This is a genomic window from Bosea sp. BIWAKO-01, assembly GCF_001748145.1.
Taxonomy (GTDB): Bacteria; Pseudomonadota; Alphaproteobacteria; order Rhizobiales; family Beijerinckiaceae; genus Allobosea.
The window spans coordinates 2,599,188-2,620,998 of record NZ_BCQA01000001.1; the positions used below are offsets into that span (position 1 = coordinate 2,599,188).

A 21,811-nucleotide genomic window follows, 5' to 3' on the forward strand; every position below is an offset into this window, starting at 1 on the left:
TCAGGCGGTTGCCCGGGTGACAGCTTCAAGCCGATAGCCTTCCGGATCGATCACGAAGGCGGCGTAGTAGTCAGGCGCATAGCGCGGTCGCAACCCGGGGGCGCCATTGTCCCGTCCGCCTGCGGCAAGCGCGGCCCGACGGAACTCGTCGGCAGCCTGACGCGACGCTGCCGCGAAGGCGAGGTGGAAACCCGGCCCGGGCGGAGTGACCGGGCCAGCCTGCAGCTTCAGCGCCAGGAGGTCGCCGCCGTTCGGCGGCCCGTAGCCTGCTCCATCGGAAACCGTCCAGACCCGCACGAGACCGAGCGGCGCCAGAGCAGCATCATAGAAGGCGATCGCGCGGGGGAGATCAGACACACCGAAGGAGAGATGGCTCAACATGGCTCACCGGACTGAGGTTGCGGGAGAGAAATGTCTGCACGTGCGGCCACGGATTTCTGTCAGCAGGTGCTGCGACATAAAAAGGGCCGGCGCATGCCGGCCCTGGGAGCTGCCTGGGCAGGGAGCTCAGTTCTTCGCGGTCGCAACCTTGCGCAGATAATCGGTGACGATCCGCGTGATGCCGCGCGAGAGCAGGTCGTCGAGGGCCTCGATGAGCTGGTCGCATTGTTCGCGCGTCACGATCAGCGGCGGTTCGAGGCGGATGACGTTGCGGTTGTATTCGGTGAAGGCGACGAGCACGTCGTAATCCTTCAGCAGCAGCGCGCCGACGAAGCCGCAGAGCGAACCCTTCAGCTTGTCGTCGAGCAGAGCGACCATGTGCTTGACGCCGAAGGGCATGGCCTCGCTGATATCCTGGAACTCGACGCCGATCATCAGGCCGCGGCCGCGAATCTCCTTGAGCAGTGTCGGGTGCTTGGCGCGAAGGGTGTTCAGCCGCTCGATCAGGTAGTCGCCCTGGCGCTTGGCGTTGCCCATGAGATCTTCCTCATAGAGCACGTTGAGGGCCTCGATCGCGCTGACGCAGGCCTCGCCCATGCCGCCGAAGGTGGCCTGGGCATGGATCAGTGCGGTTTTCGGCTTGCCATAGGCCTTCATGTAGAGTTCGCGCCGGGCGATCATCGCGCCCATCGCAGCCTTGGAGCCGCCGAGAGCCTTGGCGAGTGCGGTGACGTCAGGTACGACGCCGTCGCGCTCGAAGGCGAAGAACTGGCCGGTGCGGCCGAGCCCGCACTGCACCTCGTCGGCGATCCAGAGCACGCCGTGCTTGTCGCAGAGCGCGCGCAGGTCACGCCAGAAGCCTTCGGGGGCCTCGACGATGCCGCCGCCGCCCTGGATCGTCTCCATCACGACGATGCCGATTGCCGGGTCGGATTCGAGCGCCAGGCGCACGGCCTCGATATTGCCGAACGGCACCTTGACCCGGTTCTCGACGAGCTGGAACTGGGACTGGTAGAGCGTCGAATCCGTGACCGAGAGCACGCCCTTTGTCTTGCCGTGGAACGAATTCGCGGCATGCAGGATCTTCGACTTGCCGGGGCCCTGAACCTGCTCGGCGACCTTCAGCGCAGCTTCCATGGCCTCCGAGCCGGTCGAGCCGAGGAAGACCATGTCGAGATCGCCGGGCGAGATCGTGGCGAGATTCCTGGCCAGGGCGGCCGCATATTGCGACATGAACGCCATGCAGATCTCGTGGCGGTTCTCGTCCTGGAACTTCTGCCGGGCGGCGATGATGCGTGGGTGGTTATGGCCGAAGGCGACCGAGCAGAATCCGCCGAAGAAATCGAGGATCTTGCGTCCGTCCCGGGTGATGTAATGCATACCCTCGGCACGATCGACGATGATCTTGTCGAAGCCGAGCAGCTTGAGGAAATGCAGCTGTCCGGGATTGATGTGGTTGGCAAAGAGCTCCTTCACCTGTGCGGCGTCGAGCTGTTTGGCCTCCTCGACGCTGATCAGCTTCGGACGGGCTGGGGAATCGTCGTTCCTGAAAGCGGGCATGCTCATGCGGCCTTGCTCCTCTGCTCGCTCTTGCTCTTGCGATACTCGGTATAGGCGGCGAGCAGCATGTCCTCGTCGCGATACTTCGGGGTCCAGCCGAGCTCGCGCTTGGCCTTGCTGGTGTCGAGAATGCAGATCTCGTCGGCGATCATGTACTGCTCCGGGTCCATGATCGGCAGGTTGATCGCGTCAAGCGTGTTCAAGGCGAACTTGACCAATGGTGCAGGCGTCGGCAGCAGGATCGATTTCGAACCGGCATGCCTGATCAGGTCGCCCAGCAGCTTCTTCACCGGCGGCGGATCGTCCGAGCCAAGATTATAGGCGCTGTTGGGGAAGTCGGCCTTCCAGGCTGCGGTGCAGGCGCTGGCGCAATCGAACACCGAGATGAACTGGTAGGGGTTGCCGCCGCCGCCGATCATCGGCACCGGCAGGTTCATGTCGATCAGGCGAAAAAGCTTGACGAGGATGCCGAGGCGGCCCGGGCCGATGATCAGGCGCGGCCGGAAAATCGGGATGCGAAAACCCTTGTCGCGATAGGTCTGCGCCAGGGTCTCGGTGGCGAGCTTGCTCTCGCCATATTCGCCGAGGGGCTTTGCTGGATGGGTCTCGTCCTGCGGCACGGTGATGGAGTGGCCGTAGATCATGTCCGTGGTGAAGTGGACGAGCTTGTTGGCGCCGCGCTTCTCCATCCAGTTCAGGATGTTGGCGGTGCCGTGATAGTTCACCGGCCAGAAAAAATCGTGGCGTTCCCGACGGGTCACGATCGGCGAGAGCATCTTGGCCGAGAGATTGTAGACGAGATCGTCCTGGCCGAGCGGGATGCTCTCCACGCTCTCGGCTCTGGTTACGTCGATCGTCTGGAAGGGGACTGCCGCGTAATGGGCGTGACCGCTCTTCTGGATATCCGCGACCAGCACCTCCTCGCCCATGGCGGCGAGATCCGCCGCGAGATGCGAGCCGACGAAGCCGTCTCCGCCGATAATGATGTGTTTCATGCTGAGTTTGCCGCTGGTTCGATGATGAGATGCGTCAGCGCGACGTGTCGGGACGGCGAGGGCGCCGGTCACGGACCGGCACGGGCACCGGACGCAAGGCGGGTCTGTTCTCGGGCGTTTCGAACAGGATGCCGAGGCGGAGAATGAAACGTGCGATCAGGTCCATCATGACTCAGCTCTGTGCGATGAAGATGGTGCCAAGGACGATGAAGCCAATGCCAACGATGCGGGCAGGGCTCAGGTCTTCCTGGAAGACGAAGTAGGCGTAGACCGCAACCACGACGTAAGCGAGGCTCAGGAACGGGTAGGCGTAACTGATCTGTACCTTGGACAATACGATCAGATGCGAGGCCATGCTGACCACGAAGGTGCAGAGGCCAGCGAAGACGAAGGGGTTGAAGACGACCCGAAATACGGTCCAGATCAGTCCGTCGTGCGCGATGTCGAGATTCCCGATGCCGGTCATGCCCCGTTTCAGCATCAGTTGCGCGGCTGCATTGGTCAGCACGGTAAACAGAATCAGGGGTATGTAGGAATTCATCGGGGCAGCATTTGTCCGCGTTCTTGGCGGGCCCTGAATGCGGCCAAAAATACTTCAAATGCCTTACGTCAGCGACCTTACCTAACCGTAACCTTAAGAAGATGCTGAGGCCTTGCGGACAATTCTCGCGGATCGGGCATGGCCTGTTCCCCGCCGGTTCTGGCGGGGATGGCGGCAGCCGGGGCATGCAAGATCGGCCGGTCCCCGAGACCTGCGCTCAGGCGACCTGCCCTTCGTCAAGGACACCATCCTTCTCGAGGGTGCGCTGCAACGCCGGCCGCGAGAACACGCGAGCGAGATAGGCCTCGAAGACAGGCAGGCGCGGCAGCGCGCCAATGATGTTCATGCCGAAATGGATGCCGCTGCCGAGCTGGGTATCGGCGGCGGTGAAGCGGTCGCCGGCCGCGAAGTCATGATTGCCGAGCCGCTTCTCGAGATAGGCGACGGTGTCCTTGTGCGAACCGAAGGAGAAATGCTGCGGGACGTAATCGATGCCGGTCGCCTTGGTTGCGATAATCGGGTCGAGCACGGCGTCGGTGTAGACGAGGGCCGTCAGATAGGCGGCTCGTGCGGGATCGTTCAGCGCAGGCGCGAGACCGGCCCGCGGGAAGGCGTCGGCGAGGTAGATGCAGATCGCGGCACGTTCGGTGACGATGATGCCGTCATGGATGACGGCGGGTACCTTCTTGTGCGGCTGGATGGCGCGGTAGTCTTCGGCGACACCACTCTTGCTGCGGATATCGATCGTTTCCATCCGGTAGGGCTGACCGAGTTCCTCCAGCAGCCAGAGAACGCCGAAGGAACGCGATTGCGGAGCGTGGTAGAAGGTCAGCATGGCTCTCTCCATCGTAAGGACGGCGCTCCCGAGCGAGGACGTCGTCAGAGTGACGGCCGGAGTTTTGATGGCGCTCTATGTCAGGAGATGTCAGGAGCGGTGCCGGACGTGGTCAGCTCTCTTCGCTGTGCCCGCGCCGGATGCGGCGGACCGCCGACCAGACACCGATGAGGGCGACGGGTACGAAGAGCGCCGTCGCCACGCCGACGTCGATGGGCAGGAAACCGGCATCCTTCGCGCCCTTGGCGAGATAACCGAAGAGGCTGACGACGTAATAGCCGATCGCCGCGACCGAGAGGCCCTCGACCGTCTGCTGCAGCCGGAGCTGGAGGCGGGTGCGCTCGTTCATGGCCGCCAGCAGGTCGCGATTCTGCTGCTCGAGCGCGACATCGACGCGGGTGCGCAGCAGGTTGGCGGCGCGCGCCAGCTTGCGTGACAGGTCGGTCTGGCGCTCCTGCAGCATCTGGCAGGTGCGCATCGCCGGCGCCATCCGCCGGGACAGGAAGGCTGCGAGCGTCGGCCAGCCGGCATGCGGCGTTTCGCCGATCGCGATCAGGCGCTGCTGGACGATGTTGTCATAGGCGCGGCTCGCACCGAAGCGATAGTTCGTGGACGCCGCCTCGGATTCGAGACGCGCGGCGAGCGCGGTCATCTCGTCGAGCAGCGCATTGTCGGAGACAAGGCCCTCCGTCGCCGTCATTGTCGAGGCAATGCGCACCAGAGTTTCCTCCGTGGCACGCACCGATGGGCCGATGCGCTGCGCCTCCGGCAGGCCGAGCAGAGCCAATGTTCGATAGGTTTCGATCTCCAGAAGCCTCTGGGTCAAGGCCCCCGAACGTGACGATGTCAGTTCGCGGTCAAGCAGGAGGATGCGGACGAAACCGCCAGGGTTGACCCGGAAATCGGTTGCCGCAATGGCGCTTGCATTATCGACGAGCGACGCGGCGAGGCTTGCAGGATCGAAGATCGCATCCAGCTCCCCGGCCCCGATCGCGGGCAGGAGATGGAGGTCGATCGAGACGAGATGCGGGCCGGGCTGCGGCAACTCATGCATGGGATGCTGCAGATCGATCGCCGTCGGAACGAAGGCAGAGCGTTCGGGCGAGGGCAATTCCCAGCTATAGGTCGTGAACTCGCTATGCTGCTCCCAGCGCAGGCCAATCTCCGCGAGGCGGGCGCGGTGATGCTTGGCTCCTTCCGCCGGGGGCGTCACACCGCGCTCGGAACAAAATCGAGCCAAGGCGTCGCGGTCAGCTGCCGCCTGAGCCGCATTGGTCAGGAAGGCGAAATGCAGCAGGCGGCGCGGGGTCTCGATCGGCGCGAAGGGGCGGGCGTGGACCTCGGCGAGAATGACCTCGCGGTCGGGGTGCGGTACGAGGCCGCCCTTCTGGTGCTCGATCATGTCGCCCCGACGCCCATCCGACCGCTCCCGATAGAGGCAAGACTGCCGCAAAGTCGCGTGACCGGCCAGATGGGCATGGTGCCGCAAGCAGGGAGGGGAGAATGCTGCCGACAGGATCCGGCAGCATGATGTGCCAGGTTCTGACTGGAGAACCCATCCGGAGCCAGCCATGCCCCTGCCGAACCGTGTCAGGCCCGACGGCTCGCTCGCCCGCGACCCTGCGCGTGGCCTGCTATTCGGCAATCGCGGCGGCCGGTTTCACGATCCGCAGACGCAGGCCGTTCCGCTCCGGTCGCATGCCACGCGGCAGTGGATCTGTTGCGTGCTCTCCTTCAAGGGGCGACGGCGACAGGTCTGGGGCAAGGGTTACACCGAGCTGTTCTTTTGCGACGAGGTGACGGCACTTGCGGCCGGGCACCGGCCCTGCATGGAGTGCCGGCGGGCGGATGCGCTGGGCTACCGCGCGGCGCTGGTCCGTGGCCTTGGCCTCATGTCCGAGCCGCTTTTCCCCGAGATCGACCGGATCCTGGATGGCGAGCGCCGGATCGGGCGAGCCAAGCAGAAGCATCGGCTTCAGGCCGATCGACTGCCGGACGGAACCATGATCGAGGCCGGGGCCGGCGAGTGGCTGGCCTTGCGCGGTGAGGCTGCGCTGCTCTGGTCTCCCAACGGATATATCGAGCGACGGCGGCGGTCGCCCGGGGCCGTCCTGGTGCTGACGCCGCCTGCGACGATCGCGGCCCTCGCGAATGGCTATCGACCGCTCTGGCATGGAAGCGCGACGCTGTTCTCGTGAGACTGCGCCCGAGGAGGCGAGGAAGGAGCGGCCGGAACCTTGGGCAGCCTCAGGACGTTGCTCCAGCACGATCATTCATAAGGGGCTGTCCCAATGCGTTCAATTGCACTTTGGCTGCTTGGCGTGCCGATTCCCGTCATCATCCTGCTTTGGTTCTTCATGCGCTGAGACGAAGGGCCAGCGAGGATTGGGGATGGCCGGGCTTGTCCCGGCCATTGGCATTTTACTACTGACGAAATCAGTCAGTCATCATATGATCTGCTGACGTGCTCGCGGCGCATGGCGGCGCGGTCGAATCTCCCCGTCGCTTCCCCTATATCGTGGCCATGTCCATCATCCGCGTTTCCAACCTGTCCAAGACCTACGCATCCGGCTTCAGCGCGCTGAAATCGGTCGATCTGGAAATCCACCGCGGTGAGATTTTCGCCCTCCTCGGACCCAACGGTGCCGGCAAGACGACGCTGATCAGCATCATCTGCGGGTTGGTGAACCCGACCTCCGGCAGCGTGCTCGCCGATGGTCACGACATCATCAAGGACTATCGGGCCGCGCGCGCGCGCATCGGGCTGGTGCCGCAGGAGTTGACCACGGACGCCTTCGAAACCGTCTGGGCGACGGTCAGCTTCAGCAGGGGGCTGTTCGGCCTGCCGCGGAACCCGGCCCATGTCGAGCGTGTGCTCAAGGATCTCTCGCTCTGGGACAAGCGCGACAACCGGATCATGACGCTCTCGGGCGGTATGAAGCGGCGTGTGCTGATCGCCAAGGCACTGGCGCATGAACCGCAGATCCTGTTCCTCGACGAGCCGACGGCCGGCGTCGATGTCGAGCTTCGCCAGGACATGTGGAAACTCGTCCGGCGCCTCAGGGACGACGGGGTCACCATCATCCTGACCACGCATTACATCGAGGAGGCCGAGGAGATGGCCGACCGGATCGGCGTGATCAGCAAGGGCGAGATCATCCTGGTCGAGGACAAGGCCGAGCTGATGCGCAAGCTCGGCAAGAAGCAGCTTTCGCTCTCCCTGCAGGAACCGCTTGCTGCCTTGCCGGAAGGGCTTGCGGCCTATGATCTGGCGCTCGCGGCCGAGGGCGAGGAGCTGGTCTACACCTATGACACCAAGGCGGAGCGGACCGGCATCACTGCGCTCCTGCAGGATCTCGCGACCGCAGGCATCCGCTTCAGGGATCTGCGCACCAGCCAGAGCTCGCTGGAAGACATCTTCGTGAGCCTGGTGAGGGAGCGGCACTGATCATGGCTATCAATCTCCACGCGATGCGGGCGATCTATCGCTTCGAGATGGCGCGAACCTGGCGTACACCGCTGCAGAGCATCGTCTCGCCGGTGATCTCGACCTCGCTCTATTTCATCGTCTTCGGGGCCGCGATCGGTTCGCGCATGCAGGCGATCGACGGCGTCGCGTATGGCTCCTTCATCGTGCCCGGCCTGATCATGCTCTCGCTGCTGACGCAGAGCATCGCCAACGCCTCCTTCGCGATCTATTTCCCGAAATTCACCGGCACGATCTACGAACTGCTCTCGGCGCCCGTGGCGTGGTGGGAGGCGGTCATCGCTTATGTCGGCGCGGCAGCGACGAAATCGATCTTTCTCGGCCTGATCATCCTGCTGACGGCGACGGCCTTCGTGCCGCTCAGGGTCGAGCATCCGCTCTGGATGCTGCTTTTCCTGTTCCTGACCGCGATGACCTTCAGCCTGTTCGGTTTCATCATCGGCATCTGGGCCGATGGCTTCGAGAAGCTGCAGGTGATCCCGCTGCTCGTGGTGACGCCACTGACCTTCCTCGGCGGGTCGTTCTACTCGATCGACATGCTGCCGGGATTCTGGCGGACGGTGGCGCTGTTCAACCCCGTCGTCTACCTGATCAGCGGTTTCCGCTGGAGCTTCTTCGGCGTTTCCGAGGTCGGCATCGTCGTCAGCCTGGGAATGACGCTGGTCTTCCTCGCCGCCTGCATTGCGACGGTCGGCTGGATCTTCCGGACCGGATATCGCCTGAAGACCTGAGCCGGGCTCAGGCCGCCTTCACGTCTGAGAAGAAGGTCTCGACGGCACCCCGCAGCGTCTCCGCTTCACGGCTCAGGCTTTCGGCCGTCTTCAGAACCTGACTTGCCGAGAGCATGGTCTCCTCGGACGCGGCGGTGACCCCCTCCATCTTGCGCCAGACGCGGATTGTGCCATCCGACGTCGCCTGCGCATTGCGGGCGATCTGCGCCGTTGCCTGCATCTGCTGCTCGGTCGCCCCTGCAATCGCCACGGTGTGCTGGGCCACTTCGGCCATCACCGACGCAATGGCCTCGATTGCGGCGACGGCGCCGCGTGTCTCGGTTTCGAAGGCCGCGATCTGGGCGGCGATCTCGTCCGTCGCCTGGGACGTCCGGCTCGCCAGGGTCTTCACCTCGCCAGCGACGATGCTGAAGCCGCGCCCGGCCTCGCCGGCACGTGCCGCCTCGATCGAGGCGTTGAGGGCGAGAAGATTGGTCTGGGCGGCGATGTCGCGGATCATCGAGACGATCTTGCCGATCTCTTCGGCGGCAGAGGTTAGGTTGGCGACATTCGCGCTCGCGCTGGTGGCATCGCGCGCAGCATTGCCGACGACGCCATTGGCCTTGGCGACGCGCCCCGTGATCTCGGTGATCGAGCCGGAGAGCTGTTCCGAGGCCGCGGCAACATTGCGAACACTGTCGGCGGCATCAAGGCAGGCAGCGCGAGCGTCCTCGGCCTGCGAGGTTGCGGCCGTCGCCGCATCGTTCAACGTCCGGGCCGTGCTCTCCATCTGGTTCGAACCGGATCTCACCGTCTTCAGCACGGCGTCGATCCTGGCATCGAAGCCACGGATGAGCTCGTCAATCCTGATCTGGCGTTCGGTACGGGCGGTCTCGGTCACCCGGGCGGCGCCTTCGAGTTCGGCGCGCGCCATGGCGTTGTCGCGAAAGACGACGACCGAGCGGGCCATATCGCCGATCTCGTCCGGGCGTGCGGCCAGGGGAATTTCGGCGACCGGTTCCGACTGTGCCAAGCGGCGCATCGTTGCCGCCAACCGCCTGAGCGGCTGCGAAACGCGCCGGTGCACGATCCAGAGCGCGAGAGCGAGACCGGCCGCGATCATCAGAGCGCCGATCAGCGTCTGCCGCCTCGCGCTGCTGTCCTGCAGCGCGTCGAGGCGCGAATCGATGATGCGGCTGTTGACGTCGTTGAGAACCGCGATGTGTTTCAGCGCTTCGTTCAGTGCCTTGCGGTTCGCCCGGTTGACCTCGTTGTTACCGTGCCTGTCAGCTGCGGAGGGGCCCTCGATGCGCGCGAGACGAACCGTCTCCCGCCGGAACCGGATGAATTGCTCGATCTGGTCGGAGACTGCGGCGAAGGCCGCGCTGTCCTCAGCCTGCACGAGAGGGCGCCAATCGGCCATCACCTCCTGAATCTCGGCAAGATCGTCCAGCAGAGGCACGGCGAAGCGCTCGGCATCGGCAGAATCGCGGCTCATATAGAGCCCGCGCGTTTCCATCACGACGGCGTTGACCAGCCCGTTGATCCGTTCGGCCATCAACACGCGGCGCGATGCGAGCTGCATCTCGTCCGTCATCGCCGCGTAGCGGCCAAGCGCCTGGACCCCGAGGATGGTTGCCAGGGCGGCAGTGACGGCGAGAAGCAGGACGGCTCCGAAGATTTGGCTCGAAATCTTGCGCAGGGACGCCATCCGCTCGTGGGTTGAAGCGCCGGCCGCAGATGGCGCAGATGTGATCGCGGCGCCGGATGATGGCTGCGAATGGTTAATCCATGGTGATCTGCGGGCCCATCAGGCGGCGCGGCTGGCGTCGGACTCGCGTTGCGGATGATTGACAGCGGGCGCCCTTCCTGTCTTCACACCGACATGACCGATATTTCCACCCTTGATGCCCCGGCGACCGCCGTCGCGCCGCATGCGCGCCGGCGTACCTTCGCCATCATCTCGCACCCGGACGCCGGCAAGACGACGCTGACCGAGAAGCTGCTCTATTTCGGCGGCGCGATTCAGCTCGCCGGCGAAGTGCGCGCCAAGGCGGGCCGCCGCCAGACATCATCCGACTGGATGAAGATCGAGCGTCAGCGCGGCATCTCGGTCGTCACCTCGGTGATGACCTTCGAGTATGGCGGGCACGTCTTCAACCTGCTCGACACGCCGGGCCACGAGGACTTCTCGGAAGACACCTATCGCACGCTGACGGCGGTGGACTCCGCGGTGATGGTGATCGACGCGGCCAAGGGTATCGAGGCGCGGACCAAGAAGCTGTTCGAGGTCTGCCGGTTGCGCGACATCCCGATCGTGACCTTCATCAACAAGGTCGATCGCGAGACGCGCGATCCCTTCGACCTGATCAACGAGATCGAGACGACGCTGGCGCTCGACGTCGCGCCGATGACCTGGCCGGTCGGGCGCGGGCGCGACTTCGTCGGGACACTCGATTTCGCCTCGAATACCTTCCGTCGCAACCAGAAGGGCGACGAGAGCGACGCGGGAACCCCCGTTGCGGGCGAGGACGATCCGCTCTTCGACGAGCTCCTGCCGAACGGCCTTGCCGAGACCTGGCGGGAGGAGGTTTTCCTGGCGCGCGAGGGCCTGAAGCCGTTCGATCTGGAGTCCTTCCGCGAGGGCCATCTGACGCCGGTCTATTTCGGCGCGGCGCTGCGTGACTATGGTGTGCGCGACCTGATCGACGCGCTCGGCCGGCACGCTCCGAGCCCACGCGCCCAGGTCGCGGACAAACGCGCAGTCGAGGCGGAAGAGCCGAAAATGACCGGCTTCGTCTTCAAGATCCAGGCGAACATGGATCCGAATCATCGCGACCGCATCGCCTTCATGCGGGTCTGCTCGGGCAAGCTTTCGCGCGGCATGAAGGCGAAGCTGGTTCGCACGGGCAAGCCGATGCCGCTGAACGCGCCGCAGTTCTTCTTTGCGCGAGACCGCTCGATTGCCGAAGAGGCCTTTGCCGGCGACATCGTCGGCTTGCCGAACCACGGTACCTTGCGCATCGGCGATACGCTCACCGAGGGCGAGGACATCGTCTTCAAGGGCGTGCCGAGCTTCGCGCCGGAAATCCTGCGCCGCGTCAAGCTCAAGGACGCGATGAAGGCGAAGAAGCTGCGCGAGGCCCTGCAGCAAATGGCGGAGGAGGGGGTTGTCCAGCTCTTCCTGCCGCATGACGGTGCGCCGGCGATCGTCGGCGTGGTCGGCGCATTGCAGCTCGACGTGCTGAAGGAGCGCATGGATGTCGAGTATTCGCTGCCCGTCGATTTCGAGCCATGCCAGTTCGCGATCGCGCGCTGGGTCTCCTCGGACGATCAGGCGGCGCTCGCAAAATTCGTCGCGCTGAAACCATCCTCGATGGCGGACGATCTCGACGGCGACCCGGTCTTCATGGCCTCGTCCCAGTTCACGCTGAAGTACGATGCGGAGCGCGTCCCGGACATCACCTTCTCCGACGTCAAGGACTACCAGAAGGTCGCGAAGGCCTGAGATTCTCCCTCTCCGCGGAGAGGGAGAAGCCAGAACGGGGATCGGCGACGCGCCTCATCCCCGTTGTCGCCCCTTGAGGATGCGGCGCGGTCGAGTTCTACGCTCCCGTGGGCCGATGAGCGGGCTTATCCCGCGCGATTGCCCGAGACGATCGCCAAGGCCTCGACGAAGCGATCGAGATCCGCCTCCATGATGTAGGGGGCCGGCGAGATCCGGATCGTGTTGCCCTTGGCGACGCCGCCGCGGCGAACGGTCATGACCTTGTGCTTGTCGCGCAGCTCCGCAACGATCGCATTGGTCTCCGCAGGGCTGCGCTTGCCGGTCAGGGCGAACGAGGTGATGCCGGCCACCATGCCGGGATCGTCCGGCGTCTGGATTTCGACGCCCTTGAGTTCGCGTGCCTTGGCGACCCAGTGATTGCGCAGGTGACGGTAGCGCGCCTCCTTGGCCTCCGGGCCGATCTCCTGATGCAGGGCGAGTGCGGCGGGGACCGCGAGCTGCGCTGCGAAGTTCGGCGTGCCGGTATGGATCCGCGAACGGACATCGTCGGCCTTGAAATCCTCGTCGGCCATATAGGGATCGATATCGCCGAGCCGGTCCTTTGCAATGTAGAGCAGGCCGACACCCAGCGGCGCGCCGATCCATTTGTGCAGGTTGAAGCCGATGAAATCGACGCCGAGATCCCGGGCCTGAAAGGCGACCTGGCCCCAGCTATGGGCCGCGTCGAGGATGACATCGGCGCCGTGCGCCTTGGCCATCGCGGCCAGTTCCTTGATCGGCATCATCAGCCCGGTGCGATGGCTGATATGGGTCAGCAGGAGAAGCTTCGTCCTGGGATTGGCCTTCAGCGCCGCGTCATAGGCGTCGAGCACGGCCTGGCGCGTCGCGGGCTCCGGGATGTCGAACCTGACGACATCGACACCGCGTCGAGCCTTCAGCCAGTTCATCGCATACTGCATCGAGTCGTAGTCGAGATCCGCATAGAGCACGGTGTCGCCGGGCTTGAGCTTGTTGTAGCCGGAGATCAGCGCCTGCAGCGCCTCGGTTGCGCCGCGCGTCAGCGCGATCTCCTCGCGCGCCACGCCGAGGAATGCGGCAAGCGGGGTGCGGACATTATCGAGATCGGCGCCGATCCTGCTGCGGGCATAGACCGTGTTCTCGAAGTTCACGAAGTCGGTCAGGCGCTTGTACTCGGCCTTCACCGGCTCGGCCATGATGCCCCAATAGCCGTTCTCGAGATTCACCATGTCGGGCGTGACCGTGTAGAGGTCGCGCACGGTGTTCCAGTAGCTCGTGTCGGTGCCGGGATTGACGGTCGGAAATGCCGGCAGGCTGCGCGCGGCGGCAGGCATCGCCTGCGGTATCAACGCTGCGGCGCCAAGGCCGAGCAGAAGCGTGCGGCGGTTCGTTTCAAGGGCTTTACCGGTCATGAGCGTCATCTCCTCGCTGATGCCGCGCAGAGCTAATGACGGGCTGTTGCAGGCCTGTGACGATCAACCGGATCGATTGTGAGACTTGTACGCCGGCACGCTCGGAAGGACCGCGTCTGGCGGTCAGCGCCGACAGGCTTTGCGGTCGCGCCCGAGCCGGCCCGGAGATTGAGCTCCCAAGGCTTCAGGATGCCCGAGGAAGCGGCGGACCGTGCCGTTCGCACGCGATGAGCCAGCGCAGCCACGACACCATTCAGGGCGACGGCATGCCTTCCCACGGCCGCGGCCTGTTCCAGCCCTGAAACTGCTGGCTATCGCCCAGGCGACCCGGCGCTAGGCGTGTCCGGTCTTCAGCGCCTGGTCGAGATCGTTGTAGAGGTCCTCAACATCTTCGATGCCGGTCGAGAGGCGCAGCAGATCGACCGGGCAGGGCGAGCCTGCGCCCTCGATCGAGGCGCGATGCTCGATCAGGCTCTCGACACCACCCAGCGAGGTGGCGCGCTTGTAGAGTTCGACATGGGCCGCTGCCTTGATCGCCGCCCTCTCGCCGCCTGTGACCTGGATCGACAGCATATAGCCGAAGCCGTTCTGCATCTGGCGCGCCGCGATGTCATGGCCCGGATGCTGTGGCAGGCCGGGATAGAGCACACGGGCCACCAGCGGGTGAGCGGAGAGCTTCTGGGCCAACGTCATGGCGGAGGCTGTCTGGCGTTCCTGGCGGACGTGAAGGGTGCGCATGCCGCGCATCAGCAGATAGGCCTCGAAGGGGCCGAGAATGCCGCCCTGCATCTTGCGGACGGTTTTCACGCGGTTCCAGAAGTCGTCATCCTCGCGGGCGCAGAGGGCGCCGGCGACGACGTCGGAATGGCCGTTCAACACCTTGGTGGCAGCGTGCATGACGATGTCGGCACCGAGCGCAAGCGGCCGGGTATGGACCGGGGACGCGCAGGTCGAATCGACCGCGAGCTTCGCACCGGCCGCATGGGCGATCTGGGCCGCGCCGGCGATGTCGGTGATGGTCCAGAGCGGGTTCGAGGGCGTCTCGGCCCAGACCAGCTTGGTGACGCCCGGTTTCACGGCGGCCTTCAGCGCGTTGAGATCATCGGTCTCGACGAATTCGATCTTCAGGCCCCAACGCGTGGCCTCGGTCAGCAGCCAGGAGCGAAGCGCCCAGTACATCACCTTCGAAGCGACGACATGATCGCCGGGTGAAAGCGCCTGGAAGACAGCCGTGGCCGCCGCCATGCCCGAGCTGAATAGCAGCGCCCCTGCCTTCGCCTCTTCCAGCATCGCGAGCACGGTTTCCGCCTCGCGCACCGTCTCGTTATCCGGGCGCCCATAGACGAAGCCGGAGGAGTAGCCGTTGTCCTCGTCGCGGATATAGGTCGTGGCGATATGGATCGGCGTCACGACGCCCTTGGTGAGCGGATCGATCTTGCCCATGGCCTGGGCGGCCAGCGAACGGGGATGAAGCGGGCGCTTGGTCATGGAGCGATTCCGGAAAGGTTCCATGAGGAACGGGAATGTCCATCTGGCGCAGGCATGGGAGGTGGCGCAAGGGTCTCGGCTTGCCGATACCGCAGACGCACCCCATGCTGGGGGCATGAGCACTGTGTCGAGCAAGGCCGGACATTCGCCGAGGCCGATCTGGGTCGATTTTCTGATTGCGATCGTCCCGGTGGTCGCCGCCTCGCTGCTGGGCAGCGCGGCAACCGTTCCGCAAATCCCAGGCTGGTATGCGACGCTTGCCAAGCCGCCATTCAACCCGCCGAACTGGCTGTTCGCGCCGGTCTGGACGGCGCTGTTTGCGATCATGGCGTTGAGTGCCTACCGCATCCTCCGACTGCCGGCAGAGACGCCCGGCAAGACCGGGGCGCTGATCGTCTATCATGTCCAGCTTCTGCTGAACGTGCTGTGGTCATTCGCATTCTTCGGAATGCAGAGCCCGCTCGCCGGGATCCTGGTGATCCTGCCGCTGCTGGCGATGATCCTGGTCACGATCAAGCGCTTCCGGCCGCTCGATCGTCTCGCGGCGAGCCTGTTCTGGCCCTATGCCGCCTGGGTGTCCTTCGCGACCGTGCTGACGGTTTCGATCTGGTGGCTGAATCGGTAGGTTTCCGCTCGGTTCAGCCGAAGGCGACGTCGAAGATCAGCTTGATGTTCAGGGCGATGATGATCGCTGCGATGACGAACGCGCTCGCCGTCAGCCAGCGCGGCGAGACCAGTTCGCCCATCTTCTTGCGCGACGCGGTGAACATGACGAGTGGCACGATGGCGAAGGGCAGCTGAAAGCTCAGGATCACCTGCGAGAGGATGAGCAGCTTGCCGGTCTGCGCCTCGCCATAGACGATCGTCACGACGATGGCGGGGATGATGGCGACCAGGCGCGTGACCAGGCGGCGCAGCCATGCCGGCAGCTTGATGTCGATGAAGCCTTCCATGACGATCTGTCCCGCCATGGTGGCGGTCACCGTCGAGTTCAGGCCGCAGCAGAGCAGCGCGATGGCGAAAAGCGATGGGGCGATCGAGGCGCCGAGCAGCGGGGCGAGCAGTTCATGCGCGCGCCCGAGTTCGGAGACGGTGTTCTGACCTGTCTTGTAGAAGGTCGCGGCGGCGAGGATCAGGATCGCTGCGTTGATGGTCAGTGCGAACATCAAGGCGACGGTCGAATCCAGCGTCGCGTATTTCAGCGCATCGCGCTTCTCCGGCAGGCTGCCGCCATAGGCGCGGGTCTGCACGATGCCGGAATGCAGATAGAGGTTATGCGGCATCACCGTCGCGCCGATGATGCCGAGCGCGAGGTAGAGCATATTGGGATTGGTGACGATGTCGGTCGTCGGCGCAAAGCCGCGAATGACCTGCCCCCAATCCGGGTCTGCGAGCGCGATCTGGACTGCGAAACAGACGGCGATGACGCCCAGCAGCGTGATGATGAAGGCTTCGATCCAGCGAAAACCCTTGGTCTGCAGCCAGAGGATGACGAAGACATCGAGCGCGGTGATCAGTACGCCGATTTCGAGGGGAATTCCGAAGAGCAGATTGAGGCCGATTGCCGTGCCGATGACCTCGGCGAGGTCGGTCGCGCAGATCGCCAGTTCCGCAAAGATCCAGAGCGGCCAGGAGACCCAGCGCGGATAGGCATCACGGCAGGCCTGCGCAAGGTCCCTGCCTGTCGCGATCGCCAGCCGGGCGCAAAGCGACTGCAGGATGATCGCCATGATGTTGGAGACAAGTGCGACAACCAGCAGCGCGTATCCGAATTGCGCGCCGCCCGCGAGCGAGGTCGCCCAGTTGCCAGGGTCCATGTAGCCGACGGCCACCAGATAACCCGGCCCGAGGAATGTCAGGAACTTGCGCCAGGGAGTGGCCTTCGCCGAAACCGGGATCGATCGAAAGACGTCCAGTAGCGAGGGATCTCCGCGCGGCCGTTGCCATCCGGCGGGGCGCGACGCGCCCGCGACATTCTTCGACGTGCTCACGACATCGATCGTCATGCTCGACCTCGACCTGCAATTCATTTGCAAGAGCAGGATGACAGGTCGAGCAAAACCCGTCAATGCAGCTGCAACTCGGTTGCAATAAATGCCGCGACGAAAGTCTGCAGCTGTCGCCAAAGGTCGGCATTCGCCGGCCTGACGAATCGTCCGGAGAGCGTGATGCCGGTATAACCGCGATGTTCAGCCGATCGAGCGTTCGATCACGCGCATGACGGTGGCGCGCAATTCAGCGATGGTGAACGGTTTCGTCATCACTTCCGAGACGATCGCTTCCAGGCTCTTGGCGCGCTCACGCTGCTCGGCATAGCCGGTCATCAGCATGATGGGCAGGTCCGGAAACTCCTGCTTGGCGGCGAGCGCGAGCGCGATCCCGTCCATCAGCGGCATGCGGATATCGGTGAGCAGGAGGTCGAAACGCCCCCTTTCGGCCATGAGAATCTCCAACGCTTCGGCGCCGTCGCCCGCCATCATGCAGACATGTCCGTCAAGCGTGAGACCGCGCGCCACCAGGGCGCGCAGGCTTTCCTCATCGTCGACGACCAGAATACGTGACATCGTTCAGATACCCGGAAGGCCGGCCTGATCGGCAGTCTCGATGACGCCGACATAGGGCAGCTGCCGATAGGAATGTGCGACATCCATGCCGTACCCGACAACGAAGTAGTCGGGACAGTCGAAGCCGACATAATCGGCCTGGATGTTGACGGCGCGCTTGGCCGGCTTTTCCAGAAGCACTGCTGTGGAGACGCGCGATGCGCCACGGGCGGCCAGCAGGTCCTTGGCGAAGGCGAGCGTTCGGCCGGATTCGAGGATGTCGTCGACCAGCAGCACCTGACGGCCACGAACGTCGCTCTGCACGTCGCGCAGGATTTCGACCTGCCCGGAGGAAATGGTCGCAGCGCGATAGCTCGAGAGATGGACGAATTCGACCTGCGGCGTCATGCCGGCGCGATGCATCGCCCGGATGAGGTCGGCGACGAACATGAAACTGCCTTTGAGCACTGCGACGACCAGCAGGTCGGGCGGGTAGGCGGCAGCGATCTCGCGTGCCATTTCCTCGTTCCGCTTGGCGATCGCGGCCTCTTCGTAGAGCACCCGGATGCGTAGGGGCTGAGTCATCGTCGTCAGTGTCCTTTCGGGTCTCGCCGGCTGCCGGCCGCCCGTTTGGCGCAGCAAGCTGCGCAGTCTGGTTCCAATCACAGGTTTATACGATCGCTTGCAGCGGGATAGTGCGGCGAGGTGAAGGCGCGGGCAACCTCGACCGTTGCCTGATCAGTGTGCGCTGGCGATCCCGGCCGATTTGGCGGTGGTAAAGCGCACCAACACGGATTGCCCGGCCTCCGGGGGGGCCGCGAGCCGGGCTCGGAAGCGGATGAGCTCGGAGGGTTCCAGGGTCGGGCGCGGCGGCTCCGTTGCCCAGGTATAGAGGGTCTGGCCGGCCGAATCGCGCACGGCGACCTCGATCTGCGGCACTTTGGCGACGGCCTTGGTGATGTTGGTGACATCGCCCTCGACCACCAGGAAGCGGCCTTGTGCGTCTTGCACGACCCCGCTCTCGATGCCCGTCAGGCTGAGGCCACGCACGTTCACCGGCAGGCCGATCTTCTCGAAGACGACAGCGAGCTGGGGAGCGCCGCGGACCGCCACGTCCCGTTGCCAGACAAGGAGCCCGAGCACGGCGAGACCGCCAATCGCGAGCGCCGGCGCAGCCATGGCTCGCATTCGGGTGCCCAGCGGTACGGGGGCGGGCTTTCGACCTGTGCGCGCAGGACGGCGACCGCGCGGCCTTGCTCCAGGGCGGCTTGGCTCATCGCCTTCGGCCAGGGCTGCGCGCTCGGCTGTGAGTGCGGACACCTGTTCCTCGATCTCGGTTGCGCGGCGCAGCTCTTCGTCGAGCAGCGCGGTCGTTTCCTCGCTGCTCGGCGCATCGGGAAATGTGACCGGCTGGGGCTCCGCCTCGACATGCCAGCGCGTCTCGCATTTGGCGCAACGCACCTTGCGCCCGGACGGGCCAAGTTTGGCCGCATCGAGTTCATATTGGCTGGAGCAGGACGGGCAGACGATCAGCATGGCTGGGCGAATGACTCTTTCGCAATGGCACCGGTACGCGCGGCTCAGGTGCCGCTGCAGATTTCTTCCCGGGCGCAGCGCGATTCAAGCTCTCGCGTGCGGCTCGTGGAGGTCTCGCCCCATTGGAGGGATTTATGGTTAACGCCTCGTGAAGAACCTGTACTGCATGGTTTGAAGATCGGTCGGCTTTCCGCCGGCACCGGCTTGCGGTGTAGGATCGCGGTCGAGATTCGCAAGGGATGCCCGCGACTGCCGGGCTTGCTCCGAAGGGACGAGGGCTTGGTTCGGTTCGAGAATGTCGGTCTGCGTTACGGCATGGGCCCCGAGGTGTTGAAGGACATCAACTTCAGCATCGCGCCGCGCTCGTTCCAGTATCTGACCGGCCCGTCCGGCGCCGGCAAGACGACCCTGATCCGGCTCGTGCTGATGGCTCTGAAGCCGACGCGCGGGCTGGTGAACCTGTTCGGTCAGGATGTGTCGCGACTGGATGCGACGACGCTCACGGCCTTCCGCCGCCGCATGGGGGTGGTGTTCCAGGATTTTCGCCTGCTCGATCACCTCACGGTCTACGAGAACGTCGCGCTGCCGCTGCGCGTGCTCGGCAAGGAAGAGACGAGCTACCGCGCGGAGGTCGTCGAGCTGCTGCGCTGGGTCGGTCTCGGCGAGCGCATGCATGCCGTACCCACCATTCTCTCGGGCGGCGAGAAGCAGCGCGCCGCGATCGCGCGCGCCTTGATCGGGCGGCCCGAGCTGTTGCTGGCGGACGAGCCCACCGGGAATGTCGACCCGGCGCTCGGCCGACGATTGCTGCGTCTGTTCATGGAATTGCAGTCGCTCGGGACCGCCGTCGTGATCGCAACGCACGATCTCGCGCTGATGGAGCTCTATGATGCTCCGCGCCTCGTCATTGCCGACGGGCATCTTCATGTCGACAGCTGACTTCGAGCAGGATGGGGAACCGCGTGAACGCGCGCTCCCGCTCAATCTCCGACGGGACCAGCCGCTGGTCCCGGTTGATTCGGCTGCCGGCCGGGCGCTGGTCGCGGTGATCGCGATCCTGACCTTTCTCGCGGCCCTCAGTGCCGGCGCGGCGCTACTTGCCGCGCACGCCTCGGAGCAGTGGCGCGGTGCCGTCGCCAATGAGATGACGATCCAGATCCGGCCGGACACGCGTCGCAACATCGAGAGCGACGTCGCGCGCGCGGTCGAAATGGCACGTGCCGTGGCCGGCGTCGACGAGGTGCGCGCCGTACCGAAGGCGGAATCGGACAAGCTGCTCGAGCCCTGGCTGGGCGCGGGGCTCGATCTCGTCGAACTGCCGGTGCCGAGGCTGATCGTGTTGAAGCTGCGCAGCGGCAATTCGGCAGAAATCGCGGCTTTCAAGGAAACGCTGCGGCGCGACATCCCGACAGCGAGCCTGGACGATCACCGCCTCTGGCTGCGCCGCCTCTCGACCATGGCCAACACCATCATCCTTGCCGGTGTCGTCGTCGTGCTGCTGGTCCTGACCGCCGCGGCGCTGGCCGTGGCCTTTGCGACTCGCGGAGCGATGGCCGGCAGCCGCGACAGCGTCGAGGTCTTGCATCTTGTCGGAGCTGATGATGACTTCATCGCGCGGGAATTCCAGGCGCGGTTCGTCAGGCTCGGGCTCAAGGGGGGGGCGGCTGGAGGGCTTGCTGCAATCGTGGCCATCGCCATTCTGGGTTGGCTCGCTTCCAGCTGGAGCTCGTCGCCGGGGTCAGAGCAGATTCAGGCCATGTTCGGTGCTTTCGAGATCGGCTGGTCGGGTTATGCCGCTGTGCTTCTGGTGGCGATGGTGGTGGCGGCGATATCCGGTCTCGTTTCGCGGTTTACCGTGCGCCATTATTTGCGGGTGCTGGGGTAGTGAAGTCTTAATCTCTGGGGCGGAGGACGACTTTTCACGTCGCCCTTATGCCCGATTGCCGGTTTAGCCTGGCAAGACATGGTGATGATGGGAATCAGACACGGACAGCTGCCGGTGAGGGGTGGGGGCAACGCAATGTCGCCGACCGCGACGAGCAGGAGGAGCTCCGCAGGAGTCTGGGCATGGCGCCTGACCCTGGCCGTTGCTGCCCTGCTCGCGATCGCGCTCGCCTGCGGTTATGCCGGTTTCATTGCCAGGATCGAACAGCGCGAGCCGACGGTCGCGCCGCGTACGGATGCGATCGTCGTCGTGACCGGAGGGGCCCAGCGCGTCGGCGATGCCATCGGCCTGCTCGGGGCCGAGCGTGGGTCTCGCCTGCTGATCAGCGGTGTCAACGAGCGCACCGGCCGCGAGGAACTTGCAAAGCTCAACCCCTCCGCGCGCGAGCTGCTCGGCTGCTGCGTCGATCTCGACTATCGCGCCCGCAACACCATCGGCAATGCCATCGAGGCACGTCGCTGGGTCCGCCGTCACGACTTCAAGTCGCTGCTGCTGGTGACCTCCAATTATCATATGCCGCGGGCGCTGGCCGAGTTCAGCCATGCCATGCCAGGCGTTCGCGTCGTGCCGCATCCGGTGGTGACCGAGCATATCGATGCATCGAGCTGGTGGAACGAATGGCGCGTCGCCAAGGTGCTCGTCCCGGAATATGTGAAATACCTGGTGGCGCGGCTGCGCAGCATGCTGGAGGACGATCCGGAAACGTCGCGCCTGTCGGTGATCATCGGCGGGCGAAAGCCGGTCTCATCCAAGCCTGCCAGCGTGCTCGGCCCCGAGAACGAAAAGCGCACGCGCCTGGGGGCGGAAGAGCGCGGCGCTTGACGTCGGCGAGCCGGCGCGCTCTTTGCGCGC

Annotated in this window: 22 protein-coding genes; 8 read left to right on the forward strand and 14 right to left on the reverse strand. The window is 64.8% G+C overall.

What is annotated here, in order from left to right; translation table 11 throughout:
- From BIWAKO_RS12045 to BIWAKO_RS12070, 7 genes are all read right to left on the reverse strand, one after another.
- Positions 1–381, reverse strand: coding sequence for a VOC family protein (locus BIWAKO_RS12045; RefSeq protein WP_069878879.1), 381 nt, complete (start codon positions 379–381; stop codon positions 1–3).
- Between the two features lie 126 nt (positions 382–507).
- The gene (locus BIWAKO_RS12050) at positions 508–1,947 is read right to left on the reverse strand and encodes an aspartate aminotransferase family protein (protein WP_069878880.1); all 1,440 of its coding nucleotides are present in this window, start codon (positions 1,945–1,947) and stop codon (positions 508–510) included.
- Positions 1,944–2,936 carry an NAD-dependent epimerase/dehydratase family protein gene (locus BIWAKO_RS12055; protein ID WP_069878881.1) on the reverse strand — a complete coding sequence of 331 codons (993 nt, stop codon included), beginning with the start codon at positions 2,934–2,936 and terminating at the stop codon, positions 1,944–1,946. Before BIWAKO_RS12055 ends, BIWAKO_RS12050 begins: the two co-directional genes overlap by 4 nt.
- 34 nt (positions 2,937–2,970) lie before the next feature.
- A complete protein-coding gene (locus BIWAKO_RS37100) occupies positions 2,971–3,105 on the reverse strand; it encodes a hypothetical protein (RefSeq protein WP_274533582.1) in 135 nt (44 codons plus the stop codon).
- 3 nt (positions 3,106–3,108) lie between these two features.
- A complete protein-coding gene (locus tag BIWAKO_RS12060; protein ID WP_069878882.1) occupies positions 3,109–3,477 on the reverse strand; it encodes a DMT family transporter in 369 nt (122 codons plus the stop codon).
- 217 nt (positions 3,478–3,694) lie between these two features.
- Positions 3,695–4,312, reverse strand: a complete 618-nt coding sequence (locus tag BIWAKO_RS12065) for a glutathione S-transferase family protein (protein ID WP_069878883.1) — start codon at positions 4,310–4,312, stop codon at positions 3,695–3,697.
- Between the two features lie 112 nt (positions 4,313–4,424).
- Entirely contained in the window at positions 4,425–5,714 is a 1,290-nt protein-coding gene (locus BIWAKO_RS12070; protein WP_069878884.1) for a DUF3422 family protein, read from the reverse strand.
- A 169-nt stretch (positions 5,715–5,883) separates the two neighbouring features.
- Here BIWAKO_RS12070 and BIWAKO_RS12075 point away from each other — a divergent pair, with 169 nt between their 5' ends.
- The 3 genes from BIWAKO_RS12075 (at position 5,884) to BIWAKO_RS12085 (ending at position 8,530) form a co-directional block, all read left to right on the forward strand.
- Entirely contained in the window at positions 5,884–6,510 is a 627-nt protein-coding gene (locus BIWAKO_RS12075; RefSeq protein WP_069878885.1) for a hypothetical protein, read from the forward strand.
- A 326-nt stretch (positions 6,511–6,836) separates the two neighbouring features.
- Positions 6,837–7,760: an ABC transporter ATP-binding protein gene (locus BIWAKO_RS12080; protein ID WP_069882400.1), complete on the forward strand. Its 924-nt coding sequence runs from the start codon at positions 6,837–6,839 to the stop codon at positions 7,758–7,760.
- Positions 7,761–7,768: 8 nt separating this feature from the next.
- Positions 7,769–8,530, forward strand: coding sequence for an ABC transporter permease (locus BIWAKO_RS12085; protein ID WP_069882401.1), 762 nt, complete (start codon positions 7,769–7,771; stop codon positions 8,528–8,530).
- A 7-nt stretch (positions 8,531–8,537) separates the two neighbouring features.
- Here the strand turns inward: BIWAKO_RS12085 and BIWAKO_RS12090 are convergent, their stop codons facing one another.
- Positions 8,538–10,220, reverse strand: coding sequence for a methyl-accepting chemotaxis protein (locus BIWAKO_RS12090; protein WP_069878886.1), 1,683 nt, complete (start codon positions 10,218–10,220; stop codon positions 8,538–8,540).
- Between the two features lie 174 nt (positions 10,221–10,394).
- On the opposite strand from BIWAKO_RS12090, the gene BIWAKO_RS12095 reads away from it, so the two are divergent.
- On the forward strand, positions 10,395–12,017 hold the full coding sequence (locus tag BIWAKO_RS12095) for a peptide chain release factor 3 (protein WP_069878887.1): 1,623 nt from the start codon (positions 10,395–10,397) through the stop codon (positions 12,015–12,017).
- Positions 12,018–12,142: 125 nt separating this feature from the next.
- Here BIWAKO_RS12095 and BIWAKO_RS12100 read toward each other — a convergent pair whose 3' ends face one another.
- Together BIWAKO_RS12100 and BIWAKO_RS12105 are read right to left on the reverse strand one after the other, a co-directional pair.
- Positions 12,143–13,447: an aminotransferase class V-fold PLP-dependent enzyme gene (locus BIWAKO_RS12100; protein WP_244523424.1), complete on the reverse strand. Its 1,305-nt coding sequence runs from the start codon at positions 13,445–13,447 to the stop codon at positions 12,143–12,145.
- Between the two features lie 333 nt (positions 13,448–13,780).
- A complete protein-coding gene (locus BIWAKO_RS12105) occupies positions 13,781–14,935 on the reverse strand; it encodes a trans-sulfuration enzyme family protein (protein WP_074471536.1) in 1,155 nt (384 codons plus the stop codon).
- A 115-nt stretch (positions 14,936–15,050) separates the two neighbouring features.
- Here BIWAKO_RS12105 and BIWAKO_RS12110 point away from each other — a divergent pair, with 115 nt between their 5' ends.
- Positions 15,051–15,560 (forward strand): TspO/MBR family protein, encoded by a 510-nt coding sequence (locus BIWAKO_RS12110; RefSeq protein WP_069878890.1) that lies wholly within the window; start codon positions 15,051–15,053, stop codon positions 15,558–15,560.
- Between the two features lie 13 nt (positions 15,561–15,573).
- Here the strand turns inward: BIWAKO_RS12110 and BIWAKO_RS12115 are convergent, their stop codons facing one another.
- From BIWAKO_RS12115 to BIWAKO_RS12130, 4 genes are all read right to left on the reverse strand, one after another.
- Positions 15,574–16,941, reverse strand: a complete 1,368-nt coding sequence (locus BIWAKO_RS12115; RefSeq protein ID WP_069878891.1) for an Nramp family divalent metal transporter — start codon at positions 16,939–16,941, stop codon at positions 15,574–15,576.
- Between the two features lie 183 nt (positions 16,942–17,124).
- Positions 17,125–17,499 (reverse strand): response regulator, encoded by a 375-nt coding sequence (locus tag BIWAKO_RS12120; protein ID WP_069878892.1) that lies wholly within the window; start codon positions 17,497–17,499, stop codon positions 17,125–17,127.
- A 3-nt stretch (positions 17,500–17,502) separates the two neighbouring features.
- Positions 17,503–18,063, reverse strand: coding sequence for a hypoxanthine phosphoribosyltransferase (gene hpt / locus BIWAKO_RS12125; RefSeq protein WP_069882402.1), 561 nt, complete (start codon positions 18,061–18,063; stop codon positions 17,503–17,505).
- A 153-nt stretch (positions 18,064–18,216) separates the two neighbouring features.
- Positions 18,217–19,014, reverse strand: a complete 798-nt coding sequence (locus BIWAKO_RS12130) for a zinc-ribbon domain-containing protein (RefSeq protein ID WP_069878893.1) — start codon at positions 19,012–19,014, stop codon at positions 18,217–18,219.
- 249 nt (positions 19,015–19,263) lie between these two features.
- Here BIWAKO_RS12130 and ftsE point away from each other — a divergent pair, with 249 nt between their 5' ends.
- From ftsE to BIWAKO_RS12145, 3 genes are all read left to right on the forward strand, one after another.
- Complete coding sequence (ftsE, locus tag BIWAKO_RS12135; RefSeq protein ID WP_043234053.1) at positions 19,264–19,953, forward strand: cell division ATP-binding protein FtsE; 690 nt, start codon at positions 19,264–19,266, stop codon at positions 19,951–19,953.
- Positions 19,940–20,899, forward strand: coding sequence for a cell division protein FtsX (locus BIWAKO_RS12140; RefSeq protein ID WP_069882403.1), 960 nt, complete (start codon positions 19,940–19,942; stop codon positions 20,897–20,899). Before ftsE ends, BIWAKO_RS12140 begins: the two co-directional genes overlap by 14 nt.
- A gap of 135 nt (positions 20,900–21,034) precedes the next feature.
- The gene (locus BIWAKO_RS12145) at positions 21,035–21,781 is read left to right on the forward strand and encodes a YdcF family protein (protein ID WP_069878894.1); all 747 of its coding nucleotides are present in this window, start codon (positions 21,035–21,037) and stop codon (positions 21,779–21,781) included.
- Positions 21,782–21,811: the final 30 nt, after the last annotated feature.

What these genes read in the sequence shown, in the direction of transcription:
- BIWAKO_RS12090 (WP_069878886.1), bottom strand. Translation starts at nt 10,220, where the DNA reads ATGGCGTCCCTGCGCAAGATTTCGAGCCAAATCTTCGGAGCCGTCCTG.
- BIWAKO_RS12140 (WP_069882403.1), top strand. Translation starts at nt 19,940, where the DNA reads ATGTCGACAGCTGACTTCGAGCAGGATGGGGAACCGCGTGAACGCGCG.
- BIWAKO_RS12095 (WP_069878887.1), top strand. Translation starts at nt 10,395, where the DNA reads ATGACCGATATTTCCACCCTTGATGCCCCGGCGACCGCCGTCGCGCCG.
- BIWAKO_RS12115 (WP_069878891.1), bottom strand. Translation starts at nt 16,941, where the DNA reads ATGACGATCGATGTCGTGAGCACGTCGAAGAATGTCGCGGGCGCGTCG.
- BIWAKO_RS12120 (WP_069878892.1), bottom strand. Translation starts at nt 17,499, where the DNA reads ATGTCACGTATTCTGGTCGTCGACGATGAGGAAAGCCTGCGCGCCCTG.
- BIWAKO_RS12055 (WP_069878881.1), bottom strand. Translation starts at nt 2,936, where the DNA reads ATGAAACACATCATTATCGGCGGAGACGGCTTCGTCGGCTCGCATCTC.
- BIWAKO_RS12065 (WP_069878883.1), bottom strand. Translation starts at nt 4,312, where the DNA reads ATGCTGACCTTCTACCACGCTCCGCAATCGCGTTCCTTCGGCGTTCTC.
- BIWAKO_RS12075 (WP_069878885.1), top strand. Translation starts at nt 5,884, where the DNA reads ATGCCCCTGCCGAACCGTGTCAGGCCCGACGGCTCGCTCGCCCGCGAC.
- BIWAKO_RS12070 (WP_069878884.1), bottom strand. Translation starts at nt 5,714, where the DNA reads ATGATCGAGCACCAGAAGGGCGGCCTCGTACCGCACCCCGACCGCGAG.
- BIWAKO_RS12145 (WP_069878894.1), top strand. Translation starts at nt 21,035, where the DNA reads ATGTCGCCGACCGCGACGAGCAGGAGGAGCTCCGCAGGAGTCTGGGCA.
- BIWAKO_RS12105 (WP_074471536.1), bottom strand. Translation starts at nt 14,935, where the DNA reads ATGACCAAGCGCCCGCTTCATCCCCGTTCGCTGGCCGCCCAGGCCATG.
- BIWAKO_RS12080 (WP_069882400.1), top strand. Translation starts at nt 6,837, where the DNA reads ATGTCCATCATCCGCGTTTCCAACCTGTCCAAGACCTACGCATCCGGC.
- BIWAKO_RS37100 (WP_274533582.1), bottom strand. Translation starts at nt 3,105, where the DNA reads ATGATGGACCTGATCGCACGTTTCATTCTCCGCCTCGGCATCCTGTTC.
- BIWAKO_RS12110 (WP_069878890.1), top strand. Translation starts at nt 15,051, where the DNA reads ATGAGCACTGTGTCGAGCAAGGCCGGACATTCGCCGAGGCCGATCTGG.
- BIWAKO_RS12100 (WP_244523424.1), bottom strand. Translation starts at nt 13,447, where the DNA reads ATGACCGGTAAAGCCCTTGAAACGAACCGCCGCACGCTTCTGCTCGGC.
- BIWAKO_RS12060 (WP_069878882.1), bottom strand. Translation starts at nt 3,477, where the DNA reads ATGAATTCCTACATACCCCTGATTCTGTTTACCGTGCTGACCAATGCA.
- BIWAKO_RS12045 (WP_069878879.1), bottom strand. Translation starts at nt 381, where the DNA reads ATGTTGAGCCATCTCTCCTTCGGTGTGTCTGATCTCCCCCGCGCGATC.
- BIWAKO_RS12050 (WP_069878880.1), bottom strand. Translation starts at nt 1,947, where the DNA reads ATGAGCATGCCCGCTTTCAGGAACGACGATTCCCCAGCCCGTCCGAAG.
- hpt (WP_069882402.1), bottom strand. Translation starts at nt 18,063, where the DNA reads ATGACTCAGCCCCTACGCATCCGGGTGCTCTACGAAGAGGCCGCGATC.
- BIWAKO_RS12130 (WP_069878893.1), bottom strand. Translation starts at nt 19,014, where the DNA reads ATGCTGATCGTCTGCCCGTCCTGCTCCAGCCAATATGAACTCGATGCG.